This window comes from Pseudonocardia abyssalis (assembly GCF_019263705.2).
GTDB lineage: Bacteria > Actinomycetota > Actinomycetes > Mycobacteriales > Pseudonocardiaceae > Pseudonocardia > Pseudonocardia abyssalis.
Genome location: NZ_JADQDK010000001.1, coordinates 4097735 through 4110809, shown reverse-complemented (window position 1 = coordinate 4110809; position 13075 = coordinate 4097735). Strand labels below are relative to the sequence as shown.

Sequence of the window (13075 nt, the reverse complement as noted above, 5' to 3'; positions counted from 1 at the left end):
GACGGGCTACCGTGAACTGTGAGCACCACAACCTCCGATGCCCCCGCACGCCCCGGCGCGATCCGCGGGGACGGCGCGCTGCGCAACGTCGCCATCGTCGCGCACGTCGACCACGGGAAGACCACCCTCGTCGACGCCATGCTCCGCGCCTCGGGCGCGTTCGGTGAGCGTGCGGCCGTCGTCGACCGGATCATGGACTCGGGCGACCTCGAGCGCGAGAAGGGCATCACGATCCTCGCGAAGCACACGGCGATCAACTGGCACGGGATGACGCTCAACGTCGTCGACACCCCCGGCCACGCCGACTTCGGTGGTGAGGTCGAGCGCGGCCTGTCGATGGTCGACGGCGTCGTGCTGCTCGTCGACGCCTCCGAGGGCCCGCTGCCGCAGACCCGCTTCGTCCTCCGCAAGACCCTGATCGCCGGGCTGCCCGTGGTGCTGGTCGTCAACAAGACCGACCGCCCCGACGCCCGCTGCGAGGAGGTCGTCGACGAGAGCCTCGAGCTGCTCCTGGAGCTGGCCGACGAGCTCGAGCTCGACGAGACCATGACCTCGCGCCTGCTCGACCTCCCCGTCGTCTACGCGAGCGGGCGCGCCGGCCGGGCCAGTCGCAACCGCCCCGCCGACGGCGACCTCCCGGACGAGCCGGGGCTGGAGAGCCTGTTCGACGTCATCTCCGAGACGGTCCCGCCGCCCGCCGACGACGCCGACGCGCCGCTGCAGGCCCACGTCACCAACCTCGACGCCTCGTCGTTCCTCGGCCGGATCGCGCTGTGCCGGGTCCGCGCGGGCGTCATCCGCCGCGGCCAGCAGGTCGCGTGGATGCAGGACGGCGGCAAGGTCAACCGCGTCAAGATCACCGAGCTGCTGCGCACCGAGGCGCTGACCCGCGTGCCCACCGACGCCGCGTACGCCGGTGACCTCGTCGCCGTCGCGGGCATCCCGGACGTCACGATCGGCGACACCCTCGCCGACCCCGAGACCCCGGTCGCGCTGCCGCGCATCCACGTGGACGAGCCCGCGATCTCGGTGACGATCGGCATCAACACCAGCCCGCTCGTCGGCCGCGACCCGCACCCGGGCACCAAGCTCACCGCCCGCCAGGTGAAGGGCCGGCTCGATTCCGAGCTGATCGGCAACGTGTCCCTGCGCGTGCTCCCCACCGAGCGCCCCGACGCCTGGGAGGTGCAGGGCCGAGGTGAGCTGGCCCTGGCGATCCTGGTCGAGACGATGCGCCGCGAGGGCTTCGAGATGACCGTCGGCAAGCCCGAGGTCGTCACCCAGACCATCGACGGCAAGCTGCACGAGCCGTTCGAGCAGCTCTCCGCCGACGTCCCCACCGAGCACCTCGGCGCCGTCACCCAGCTCCTCGCGGGCCGCAAGGGTGAGATGAGCCAGATGGTGCACGGTGACTCGCGCGTCCGCCTCGACTACCGCGTCCCGTCGCGGGGCCTGATCGGCTTCCGCACCGAGTTCCTGACGATCACGCGCGGAGCGGGCATCGTCAGCCACGTCTTCGACGGCTACGGCCCGTGGGTCGGCGAGATCAACAACCGCCTCCGCGGCTCGCTGATCGCCGACCGCACCGGCCCCGTCACCGGCTACGCGGTGGAGCAGCTCGCCGACCGTGGCGTGCTGTTCATCGGCCCGGGCACGCAGGTGTACTCGGGAATGGTCATCGGCGAGTACACGCGCGCCGAGGACCTCGAGGTCAACATCGTCCGCGAGAAGAAGCTGACGAACATGCGGAAGTCCACGAGCGACGAGCTGGTCAAGCTCACCCCGCCGACGGTGCTGAACCTGGAGCAGAGCCTGGAGTTCTGCGCCAACGACGAGTGCGTCGAGGTGACGCCCGAGTCGGTGCGGATCCGCAAGGTCGAGCTCGACTCGCACCTGCGCGGGCGTCAGCGCTCGAAGGCGAAGGCGGCGGCCGGCTGATCGGCGGCGGGCGGACCGGGTCACCCGACCGAGTGGCAGGATGACCGGGTGATGCGCGCCGTGGTCCTGGCTCTGCTGACGGTCCTGCTGGCCGCCTGCACCCAGGTGCCGCTGGCCGAGCCGCCCCCGGTGGCGCCCGAGCCCACCGCGCAGCCCGAGCCGAGCGAGCTGGTGGTCGGCGTCGAGGATCTGGGTGCGGGCTTCAACCCGCACCTGCTGGCCCACTCCTCGTCGCTCACCACGGCCGTGGCCGCGCTCGTGCTGCCGTCGGTCTTCCGCCCGGGCCCCGACGGAGTCCCGCAGCTCGACCGCACCATCGCCACCAGTGCCGAGGTCGTGTCCACCGAGCCGTTCACGGTGAGCTACGAGCTCAACCTCGAGGCGTCCTGGTCGACGAACACGCCGATCGCGGCGGAGGACTTCGTCTACCTGTGGGAGCAGATGCGCGCCGACGCGGGCGTCGCCGACGCCGCGGGTTACCGCCTCATCACCGACGTGCGGTCGCGCGCGGGCGGCAAGGCCGTCGACGTGGTGTTCGACGAGCCGTACCCGGCCTGGCAGGGCCTGTTCTCCGACCTGCTGCCCGCCCACCTGCTCAAGGACGCCCCCGGCTCCTGGATCGGGGCGACGACGGGCGGCCTGCCGGCGTCGGGCGGCCCGTTCCGGATCGCGACGGTCGACGCGGGCCGCGGCGAGGTCGTGCTCGCCCGCAACGACACCTACTGGGACACCCCCGCCGTCCTCGACACCCTGGTCCTGCGGCGCCTGGACGACGCCGCGATGGCCACCGGGCTGGCCGCCGGTGACGTCGACGTCGCGCTCTCCGAGGCCGACCCCGCGATCCGCACCGCGCTGGGCGGCCTGAGCCCGGTCCCGCGCACGCAGCTCGCCCCGCTGCCGACGGTCACCCAGCTCGGCCTGCGCTCCGTCGACGGGCCGCTGCGCGACGCGCGCGCCCGCCAGGGCCTCGCCGCGCTGCTCGACCGCGAGGCGATCCGGCTCTCCGTCGCGCCCGAGGCCCTCCCGGCCGACGCGTTCGGCCTCGCCCCCTCCGAGCCCGGGTACGCGGCGAGCGCCCCCGACGGCGCCCCCGCCCGGCCCGACCCGATCGCGGCCGAGCAGCTGCTCCGGTCCGCGGGCTGGGCCCGGGACGCGTCCGGGAACTGGACGGTCGACGGGCAACCGGTCGCGCTGGTGATCGGCTCGGCGGCCGAGCGGCCGGAGGACGGTCGCGTGGCGCGGCTCGTCGCGGCGCAGCTCACCGTGGCCGGGATCGACACCACCGCAGTCGAGTCGCCCGCTGCGGAGCTGTTCGTGCAGGGCAGTGCGCCCGCCACCGAGATCACCGCGACGACCGCGCCGGCCACGACGTCGTCGGCGGCCCCCGCCACTTCGTCGGCCGCCCCGACGACGGCACCGCCACCCGGCGGGGGAGTGGCGGTCGACGTGATCGTCGGCCCGCGCACCGTCGGCGGCGCACCGGGTACGGAGCTCGCCTCCGACTACGGCTGCGCGCTGCCCACCGCGGTCGTCCCCGATCCGCCGTCGACGCCCACCGGCTTCTGCTTCCCGGCCCTGCAGCTGCTCCTGGAGTCGCTCGCGGCGGGCAGCGGGGAGGACGACCCGGCCCGGTTCGCCACCGCGGAGCGGGTGCTGTGGATGCAGCTGCCCGCTCTCCCGCTGTTCCAGCCGGTGGGCCTGGTGGTCAGCAGCGCGGCCGCCGACGCCGCGACGGGCATCGCGCCGGGCCCGCTCACCGAGGGCCCGCTCGCCGGGGCCGCCCGGTGGAACGAACCGGCTCGCTGAATCAGGGGCGCCGGTAGCGCGTCACCCACAGGTCCGGCTCGACCTCCGCCTCGTCGGTCACCCGGAACCCCGCCCGCTCGTAGAGGATGCGGGCGGGGTAGTTCGCCCGACCGGTCGACACCGTGACCGCGCCGGGGGCGAGGTCGAGGACGTGGGCGACCAGCGCCGTGCCGACGCCCCGCCGGAACGCGCGTGGGGCGACGACGAGCCGGTCGATGTCGACGACCCCGTCCGCGGCCGTGGTGGCGACGGCCCCGAGCAACCCGGTCTCGTCGCGGCAGCCGTACCAGGCGAGCCCCGCGGTGGCGAGCGAGTCCAGGGTGTCGTGCAGGGCCGGGATGGCGTCGGTGCCGAGCAGTGCGGCCTCGACGAGGTACGCGTCCCGTTGCACCCGCAGCAGTTCGACGTCGGGCGCCAGGGGTGCGACGGGAGGCGTCATCGGCTCGGGTGGGCAGCCGGATCAGGTGGGCAGGAGGTACTGCTCCTCGGCGTGGTGGCACGCGCTGGCGTGGCCGCCGGTGCGCAGCTCCAGGGCCGGCTCCTCCTCCGCGCACAGGTCCGTCGCCTTCCAGCACCGTGTCCGGAACCGGCACCCCGACGGGGGGTTGACCGGGCTGGGGACGTCGCCGGTGAGGCGGATCCGCTTGCGCCCGACCCGGACCGACGGGTCCGGCACCGGCACGGCCGAGAGCAGCGCCTGGGTGTACGGGTGCGACGGGCGCGTGTAGATCTCGTCCTCGGTGCCGATCTCCACGATCTTGCCCAGGTACATCACGGCGACGCGGTCCGACAGGTGCCGCACCACCGACAGGTCGTGGGCGATGAAGACGTAGGACAGTCCGAAGTCGCGCTGCAGGTCGCCGAGCAGGTTCATCACCTGCGCCTGGATGGAGACGTCGAGCGCCGACACCGGCTCGTCGCAGATGATCACCTCGGGCCGCAGCGCGAGTGCGCGGGCGATGCCGATGCGCTGGCGCTGGCCGCCGGAGAACTGGTGCGGGTACCGGTTGATGAAGTCGGGGTTCAGGCCGACGACGTCGAGCAGGTCCTGCACCTTCTTGCGGCGCTCACCCTTCGGCGCGACCTCGGGGTGGATCTCGAAGGGCTCCCCGATGATGTCGCCGACCGTCATGCGCGGGTTGAGCGAGGTGTACGGGTCCTGCAGCACGATCTGGATCTGCCGGCGCAGCGCCTTCAGCTCCTTGCCGCGCTTGCCGAAGATGTCCTCGCCGTGGAACCGCACGGACCCGCCGGTGGGCGGCTCCAGGCGCATCAGCACCTGCGCGAGCGTCGACTTGCCGCAGCCGGACTCGCCGACGACGCCGAGCGTCTCGCCCTTGTTGAGCGTGAACGACACCCCGTCGACGGCCCGCACGTGCCCGACGGTGCGCTTGATCGCGATGCCGACCCGCACCGGGAAGTGCTTGACGAGGTTCTCGACCTCGAGGATCGGTTCGTTCTTCTGCAGCGATGTCACGCGCTCACCAGCTCCTCGGCGAACAGGCAGGCCGACGAACGGCCGCCGGGCAGTGGCTCCAACGACGGCACGACCTCGCGGCAGCGGTCGACGGCCATGGGGCAGCGGGGGTGGAACGGGCAGCCGGACGGGATGTTCGTCAGGTTCGGCGGCAGGCCCTTGATGGCCCGCAGCTCGGTGCCCTTGCTGTCCAGGCGCGGGATCGACTCCAGCAGCGCCCGCGTGTACGGGTGGCACGGGTTGGCGTAGAGCGCGTGGACGTCGGCGTTCTCGACGATCCGCCCCGCGTACATCACGGCGATCCGGTCGGCGACCTCCGCGACCACACCGAGGTCGTGGGTGATGAGGATCAGGCCCATGTGGCGCTCGGTCTGGATGTCCTTGAGCAGGTCCATGATCTGGGCCTGCACGGTGACGTCGAGGGCGGTGGTGGGCTCGTCGGCGATGAGGACGTCGGGGTCCAGGGCCAGCGACATCGCGATCATCGCGCGCTGCCGCATGCCGCCGGAGAACTCGTGCGGGTAGTTGCGCACCCGCTGCGTCGCGCCGGGGATGCCGACCTGGTCGAGGAGCTCGACGGCCCGCTTCTCGGCGTCCTTCCTGCTCATCCCGCGCCGGGTGCGCAGCTGCTCGCCGATCTGGAACCCGACGGTGTAGACGGGGTTCAGGGCGGAGAGCGCGTCCTGGAAGATCATCGCGATGTTCTCGCCGCGCAGCTCGCGGCGGCGCTCGTCCTCCGCGGTGAGCAGCTCCTCGCCGCGGTAGCGGATCGAGCCCGCGGTGATCCGCCCCGGCGGCATCGGCAGGATGCCCATGACGGTGTTGGCGGTGACGGACTTGCCGGAGCCGGACTCGCCGAGCACGGCCAGGGTCTCGCCGGCCGCCACCGAGTAGCTGACGCCGTTGAGCACCTTGGCCACGCCGTCGCGGGTGTGGAACTCGACGTGCAGGCCGTCGACCTCCAGCAGGGGGCCCGTGGTGTCGCCGTTCTTGTTCAGGTCCACGTCAGCGGCCCTTCGGGTCGAACGCGCTGCGGACGGCGTCGCCGAGCATCACGAACGCGAGCACGGTGACGATCAGGAACGCGCCGGGGAAGACGAGCAGGGTGGGGGCGACGCGCAGCGAGGTCTGCGCCTCGCTGATCATCACGCCCCAGGAGACCACGGGGTCGCGCAGCCCGATGCCCAGGTAGGACAGGGTGGCCTCGGCCCCGATGAACGCGCCGAGCGAGATCGTGGCGTAGACCAGCACCGGGGCCACGCAGTTGGGCAGCATGTGCTTGACGATGATCCGCAGCGGCCCGGCCCCCAGCCCGCGCGCGGCGCGGACGTAGTCCTGGTTGCGCGCGGCGATCGCCGCCGACCGCATGATCCGCATGACCACGGGCCAGCCGAGTGCGGCCATGGTGCCGATGACGATCGCGGAGATCCCGATCGGGTTGTTGCCGACGGCGTCGCGGAACGTCGAGAGGATGACGATGGCGCCGAGCACGAACGGCAGGCCGAAGAACACGTCGGCGAAGCGGGAGATGACCGAGTCGACCCGGCCGCCCGCGAACCCGGACACCAGCCCGAGCACGCCGCCGATGAGGACGGTCAGCACGGTGGCGAGCACGCCGACGACGATCGAGACGCGGGCGCCGTAGATCGCCCGGGCGAACACGTCGCGGCCCAGGGCGTCGTAGCCGAAGATCGCGTCCGACGACGGACCCCGGCGCGAGCGCGACAGCTCGCCGACACCGGGGTCGACGGAGGTGAACAGCTGCGGGAACGCCGCGATGACCAGCAGGATCACGATCAGCACCGCGGACACGATGAACAGCGGGCGGCGGCGCAGGTCGTGCCATGCGTCGGAGGTGAGGCTGCGGGGCCTGTCGGTGGTGGTGGGCTCGCCGGGGGCGCCGGCCTGGCTGAGCGGGGTGGGGCTCGCGGTGGCGATGGCCTGCGGGTCAGTCAAGGCGGATCCTCGGGTCGAGAACGGCGTACAGCACGTCGACCAGCAGGTTCATCAGCAGGTAGACGATGACGAGGAGGACCACCACACCGGTCACGGTGATGCCCTCCTTGGTGACGATCGCACGGAAGACGAGCCCGCCGATGCCGCGGATGTTGAAGATGCCCTCGGTGACGATCGCGCCACCCATCAGCGCGCCCAGGTCGGTGCCCAGGAACGTGATCACCGGGATCGCGGAGTTGCGCAGCAGGTGCACGCCCACGACGCGGCGCGGGGTGAGGCCCTTCGCGACCGCGGTGCGCACGTAGTCGGCGCGCTGGTTCTCCGCGATCGACGTGCGCATCAGCCGGGTCACGTACGCCATCGACAGGCTGCCGAGCACGAACGCCGGGGCGATCAGCTCGCCCCACGTCGGGTCGATCGACACCGTCGGGCTGATGATCCCCCAGCGCAGGCCGAGGAACGTCTGGACGACGAAGCCGGTGACGAACACCGGGACCGCGATGAGGAACAGGGTGGACACCAGCACGAGGTTGTCCAGGAAGCCGCCGCCGCGCAGGCCGGTGAAGACTCCCGCGGCGAGGCCGATGACGGCCTCGATGAGCAGCGCCAGCAGCGCCAGCCGGATGGTCGTCGGGTAGGCGTCGGCGATGAGCTCGCTGACCTGCAGGCCGGAGAACGTCTCGCCGAAGTCGCCGGTGAGGAGGTTGCCCAGGTACTGGAAGTACTGGGAGAAGATGTTGTCGTCGAGGTGGAACTTCTCGCGCATCTCCGCGACGTACGCCGGAGGGCACGGACGGTCGCCGCACTTGGCGGCGAAGGGGTCGCCCGGGATGGCCCAGACGAGTGCGTAGATCAGGAACGTCGTCCCGATGAACACGGGGACGAGCTGGAGCAGCCGACGCAGCACGTAGCGGCCCACGAATCACCTCCTGGGTGCGGCGCGGCCCGTGCCCGGTGGGGTCGCGAGGCCACGGTCTGACCCACATCCACAGCGTAGGGCGGCGACCGGGGTGCCCGGCCGCCGCCCTGAGCTGTGGTGGGTCGTGCTGGTCGTTACTCGGACACCGTCGCCGTGAGCAGGTCGAGCTCACGGAACTGGTTGGTGGTCGCGGTGGACATCCGCGGCGACCAGCCGGCCTGGGTGGTCGAGTAGAACGTCGGGATGGTGGGCATGTCCTGCAGGATCAGGCGCTCCGCCTCCTGGTAGAAGCCGAAGCTCTCCTCGGTGGACGGGGCCGAGTCGCCCTGGGCGAGCAGCGCGTCGACCTGCGGGTTGGTGTACTCGCCGTCGTTGGAGGACGCACCGCTCCTGTAGAGCGGGTTGAGGAAGTTCTCGATCGACGGGTAGTCCGCGGACCAGCCGGTGCGGAACGGCGTGGTGGCCTCACGGGCGTTGATCGTGGTGCGGAACTCCGCGAACGTCGGCACCGGCACGAAGTTGCAGGGGATGCCGGTGGCGTTGGTGATGGAGATGCAGAAGGCCTGGAAGACCTCCTGGTTGCCCGCGCCGTCGACGTTCGAGGTCAGCTCGATCGGACCGGTGAAGCCGGCCTCGGCGAGCAGCTGCTTGGCCTTGTCCGGGTTGTACGTGCACAGGTCGCCGCACTGGCCCTCGACGAAGCCGTCGAGGCCGGGCGGGACGACGCCGGCGGCCGGGTCGCGCAGACCGTCGTAGACCTGGTCGCTGACGGCCCGGCGGTCGATGGCGACCGAGAGGGCCTGGCGCACGCGGGGATCGGCGTACTTCGGGTCGTAGACCGGGAACGCGATCGTGTTGATGCCGAGGTAGGTCGTGTTCGAGTTGCGGCCGGCGAGGTCCTGCTCGAAGAGCCGGCCGACCAGCGACGAGGGCGGCAGCTGCTCCATGTAGTCGAGGTTGCCGGACACCAGGTCGGCGTAGGCGGCCTCGGGCGAGGCGTACGAGCGGTACTCCACGCCCCCGATGCTGGGCTTGCGCTCGCCCGGCCAGTCGGCCCAGGTCTCGAGCGTGATGTTGGCGCCGGGCTGGCGGTCGACGTAGCGGAACGGGCCGTTGCCGATCGGGGCGGCCTCGAAGCCGGCCTGGTCGGTGAAGAACGACGCGGGCAGCGGGGCGAACGCCGAGTAGCCGAGGACCGTCGGGAACACCGAGAACGGCGCCGTCAGCGCGACGGTGAACGTCTTGTCGTCGACGATCTGCAGGCCGGACATCGTCTCGGCGGCGGGGGCCGGGGCCTCCGCGGGGCCGGACTCGCCGTCGGGGTCGGTCGGGTTCACGTCGGCGAAGCCCTGGATCTGGCTGAAGAACGACGAGTTCTGCTGGGCGTTGGGCCCGTACGCCGCGAAGTTCCAGGCGTCGACGAAGCTGGAGGAGGTGACGGGGGTGCCGTCGTGGAACGTCCAGTCCTTCAGCGTGATCGTGTAGTTCTGCGAGTCGGTGGTCTCGATGGACTCCGCGACCTCGTTGTACGGCGCGGCGTCCTCGGTCTCGTAGCTGACGAGGTTGCTGAACAGCGAGTCGATGACCTTCCCGCCGCCGACCTCGTTGGTGTTGCTCGGCACGAGCGGGTTCTCCGGCTCGGTGCTGTAGACGCTGATGGTGGCGGCGGCTCCGTCGCCACCTGCGCCGCCCGCGGAATCGCCCCCGCCGCCCCCGCACGCGCTGGCGAACAGCGCGACGGAGACACCGACGGCGAGTGAGGCTGCAACTCGACGTGATCGCATGTGTTTCCAAATCTGACAGGCGCGGCGGAACGGGTGGCGCTCCTCAGCCGCGATCCGGGCAATGTGACCGCACAGTAACCGCAGTCCCGGCGGCGGAAGATAACAAATCGGTTGCGCGCCGGACCTCGCTCGTCCGACCCCGGTGAGCTGCGCGGACCGCCTAGGCTCGACTCCGTGACCCGTTCCCCCACGGACCGAGGGGCGCGCCGGATCGTGTTCGTGCACGCCCATCCCGACGACGAGACGCTCGCGACGGGAGGCACCCTCGCGACGCTCGCCGCCCGTCCCGACACCGCCGTCACGCTGGTGACGTGCACGCTCGGCGAGCAGGGCGAGGTGATCCCGCCGGAGCTCGCGCAGCTCGGTCCGGACGACGCCGACCAGCTCGGCGGCTACCGCATCGGCGAGCTCGCCGGGGCCTGCGCGGCGCTCGGCGTCAGCGACCACCGCTTCCTCGGCGGGGCCGGCCGCTGGCGCGACTCGGGCATGGCACTCGCGGGTCACGGCGTGCGGGCCGCCACGCCCGAGGTGCTGCACCCCCGGGCGTTCGCGGCCCCGGAGGCGTTCGACGACCAGGTCGGCGCGCTCGCCGCGGTGCTGGCCGACGTCGCGCCGCAGGTCGTCGTCACCTACGGCCCCGACGGCGGCTACGGCCATCCCGACCACGTGCGCGCGCACGAGATCACCGTGGCCGCGGTGGCCCGGGTCCCGGCGCGGCTGTTCCACACGGTCATCGGGCGCTCCACCCTCGACGCCGGGCTCGCCGGGCTGGCCGGCACCGCCGGCGTGCCGTTCCGGATCCCCGCGCCCGACGAGCTGCCGAGCGTCCCGGACGCCGCGGTGACCACCCGGGTGGACGTGTCCGGGGTGCGGGCGGCGAGGATCGCGGCGATGCGGGCGCACGCCACGCAGATCTCGGTGTGGGAGCAGGGTGGTGTCGTGGCGCTCGCGATGAGCAACGGGGTGGCGCAGCCGCTGCTGGACGTGGAGGAGTTCTCCGGTCCGGCGGGCGGGCTGTTCGGGGACGGGTCGTGACCGCACCCGGGAACGTGGTCGCGCGCGAGATCTCCCCGCGGCCGGAGTCGCGCCTGGCCGGGATCGGGGCACTCGTCCTGCTCGTCCTCGACGGCGTGCTGCTCGGCGCGTTCGGCGTCGCGTTCGCGCAGATCTACACCGGCGGCGTCCCGGTGCCGATGGGTGTGGTGCTGACGGTGCTGATCCTGCCGTGGCTGGTGCTGCGCGCGGGGGAGATCGACGACCGGCCCGCGGTCACCGGTGCACCGATCGTCGCGTGGTTCGCGGTGGTGGCGGTGCTGGCCGTAGCGGGTCCGGGCGGCGACGTGCTGGTGCCGATCAACTGGCAGTCCGGGGCGCTGGTGCTCGGTGGGATCGCGGCGGGGCTGTGGGCCCTGCAGCGCGTGATGAACGGGGAGTTCCGTGGCTGACACGACATCGAGCGGGCCGATCACGGACGGGGCGATGGTGGCGGCGCTGCGGCCGTTCGTCCGGGCCACGCGCCCGGTGCTCGACGGGCTGCGGGAGACCGACCCGTTCGGTCTGCGGGCGCGGGTGGCGGCCGTGCAGGGTCCTGACGACGAGCGCGGCGTGCGGGAGAAGGTGCTCGACTTCCTCGCCTCCGTCGAGATCCCCGGCACGGCGGCGTGGGCGTCGATGCAACCCGCGCAGCGGTCGCGCTGGTGGGTGCGCCGCGTCGGCCGGTTCACGACGCTGATCGCGGCGATCCCCGGCATCGGCGGGGTCCTGGCGAAGCGGCTCCCGGTCTCCTCGGCACTCGGCGCGGCCGGGCAGGGGCTGGTGCTGGTCGCGATCGCGGGCGAGCACGGCGTCCACGACGAGGACCGGCTCATCGGGCTGCTCGGTGCGGTGCTGTTCCGCCGCGAACTCGTCGTCGAGCGACCGGACGCGGCGGCGGACGAGGTGGCCGACGCCCGCGCCGCCGAGCTCACCGGTGACCTCGACGGGGCCGACAGCCGCCCGACGCTGCCGCGCATCGGATCGGCCGTGTGGCGGCTGGGTCGGGCGCTGTTCGCCGTCGAGGCGGAGCTCGACAAGCACCCGCACGGCAACTGGTTCCACTCCGCCCTGAGCAACCTCCCGGTCGTCGGGGTGGTCGGGAAGTACCTGGGGGAGTGGTCCGGGCTCAAGCGCGCGGCCCGCGAGGCGGAGAAGCGCCTGAAGGTCGCCTGACCTATCGGACGGGGGGTACGAGGTACCGGTAGCGGTGGTGCTCGGTCCAACCGGTGCCCTCGTAGAGGGCGCGGGCACCGGTGTTGTGCAGCGCCACCTGCAGGACACCGAAGCGGGTGCCCCGGGCCCGCGCCCACCCCGCGGCGGCGGCCATCAGCGCCGCGCCGAGCCCCCGGCGGCGCGCGGCGGGCACGACCTCCAGCCAGGACAGGTGCAGGTGGTCCTGCGCGACGGTGGCCCGGACCTGCCCGACCGCCGCGCCCGCCGGGTCGCGCGCGAGCACGAACGCGGTGGAGCCGTCGGCGGGGTCGAGGACGTGGCGCTGGACAGGGGTGGGGGTGCCGCCGTGCAGGCCCATCGCCCACCAGTCCGGGTCGGGGCGGTCCGGGGTGGTGATCGTCCAGGGACCCCCGTCGGCGGTGACGCCGGCCAACCCGGTGACGAGCACCGCGACCTCCGCGCCCGCCGCGTGCCCGGTGTCGAGCACCCAGCCCGCCCCCGACACCGCGGTGTCCCACGGCGACCCCGTCGGCACCGTGACGCGCGGCGGGATCCCGTGCGCCGCGGCGAAGGCACGCACGGCGTCGAGTGCCTCGGGGACCGGCATCCCGGGGTCGCCCAGGGCCAGTGCCGCGTTGGCGCGGCCGGTGTACCCGCCCGCGGCGCGCAGCCGCCACGCGCCGAGCCGCTCGTCGGCGGGGGCGGGCCAGGCGTCGGCGCACAGCTCCTCCAGGTGCACCACCGCTCCCCACGACGCCCGGCGCGGCGGTGCGGGCGGGACGGCGCGCACGGCGACGACCGCGTCCCGCGCGACGTGCACCGGACCACGGCGCGTCTCGACGGTGACGGTGTCGGGTCCCGGGGTCAGCTCGCCCACGGCGTCGCTGAACAGGGGCCGGCCGTCGCGGTCGCCGACGCGGTGGCGCAGGGACACGCGGCGGCCGGCGAGCGAGTCGAGGAGATCCACTCGGCTATCCTCCGACGACG

The 13075-nt window shown here is 72.9% G+C and carries 12 protein-coding genes; 5 read left to right on the top strand and 7 right to left on the bottom strand.

Going from position 1 to position 13075, the window contains the following annotated elements:
- Positions 1–18: 18 nt before the first annotated feature.
- Positions 19–1938, top strand: coding sequence for a translational GTPase TypA (gene typA / locus I4I81_RS19850; protein ID WP_218605665.1), 1920 nt, complete (start codon positions 19–21; stop codon positions 1936–1938).
- 51 nt (positions 1939–1989) lie between these two features.
- On the top strand, positions 1990–3744 hold the full coding sequence (locus I4I81_RS19845; protein ID WP_218616601.1) for an ABC transporter family substrate-binding protein: 1755 nt from the start codon (positions 1990–1992) through the stop codon (positions 3742–3744).
- Between the two features lies 1 nt (position 3745).
- On the opposite strand, the gene I4I81_RS19840 is transcribed toward I4I81_RS19845, so the two are convergent.
- The 6 genes from I4I81_RS19840 to I4I81_RS19815 all read right to left on the bottom strand — a co-directional run bounded on the left by I4I81_RS19840 (position 3746) and on the right by I4I81_RS19815 (position 9880).
- Positions 3746–4183, bottom strand: a complete 438-nt coding sequence (locus tag I4I81_RS19840; RefSeq protein WP_218605899.1) for a GNAT family N-acetyltransferase — start codon at positions 4181–4183, stop codon at positions 3746–3748.
- A gap of 21 nt (positions 4184–4204) precedes the next feature.
- Complete coding sequence (locus tag I4I81_RS19835) at positions 4205–5221, bottom strand: ABC transporter ATP-binding protein (RefSeq protein ID WP_275967475.1); 1017 nt, start codon at positions 5219–5221, stop codon at positions 4205–4207.
- On the bottom strand, positions 5218–6225 hold the full coding sequence (locus I4I81_RS19830) for an ABC transporter ATP-binding protein (RefSeq protein WP_226363472.1): 1008 nt from the start codon (positions 6223–6225) through the stop codon (positions 5218–5220). Before I4I81_RS19830 ends, I4I81_RS19835 begins: the two co-directional genes overlap by 4 nt.
- 1 nt (position 6226) lies before the next feature.
- Complete coding sequence (locus tag I4I81_RS19825) at positions 6227–7177, bottom strand: ABC transporter permease (protein WP_225924640.1); 951 nt, start codon at positions 7175–7177, stop codon at positions 6227–6229.
- Positions 7170–8096 (bottom strand): ABC transporter permease, encoded by a 927-nt coding sequence (locus I4I81_RS19820; protein ID WP_218616250.1) that lies wholly within the window; start codon positions 8094–8096, stop codon positions 7170–7172. Before I4I81_RS19820 ends, I4I81_RS19825 begins: the two co-directional genes overlap by 8 nt.
- A gap of 134 nt (positions 8097–8230) precedes the next feature.
- Entirely contained in the window at positions 8231–9880 is a 1650-nt protein-coding gene (locus I4I81_RS19815; protein ID WP_218616249.1) for a peptide ABC transporter substrate-binding protein, read from the bottom strand.
- Positions 9881–10054: 174 nt separating this feature from the next.
- On the opposite strand from I4I81_RS19815, the gene mshB reads away from it, so the two are divergent.
- From mshB to I4I81_RS19800, 3 genes are read left to right on the top strand one after another with little or no spacing between them, the layout of a single operon-like run.
- Entirely contained in the window at positions 10055–10915 is an 861-nt protein-coding gene (gene mshB / locus I4I81_RS19810) for an N-acetyl-1-D-myo-inositol-2-amino-2-deoxy-alpha-D-glucopyranoside deacetylase (protein ID WP_226363471.1), read from the top strand.
- Entirely contained in the window at positions 10912–11325 is a 414-nt protein-coding gene (locus I4I81_RS19805; protein ID WP_218606144.1) for a hypothetical protein, read from the top strand. The genes mshB and I4I81_RS19805 overlap by 4 nt, the downstream gene beginning before the upstream one ends.
- On the top strand, positions 11318–12088 hold the full coding sequence (locus I4I81_RS19800; protein ID WP_226363470.1) for a hypothetical protein: 771 nt from the start codon (positions 11318–11320) through the stop codon (positions 12086–12088). Before I4I81_RS19805 ends, I4I81_RS19800 begins: the two co-directional genes overlap by 8 nt.
- Before the next feature lies 1 nt (position 12089).
- Here I4I81_RS19800 and I4I81_RS19795 read toward each other — a convergent pair whose 3' ends face one another.
- Entirely contained in the window at positions 12090–13055 is a 966-nt protein-coding gene (locus tag I4I81_RS19795; RefSeq protein WP_226363469.1) for a GNAT family N-acetyltransferase, read from the bottom strand.
- Between the last annotated feature and the right edge of the window lie 20 nt (positions 13056–13075).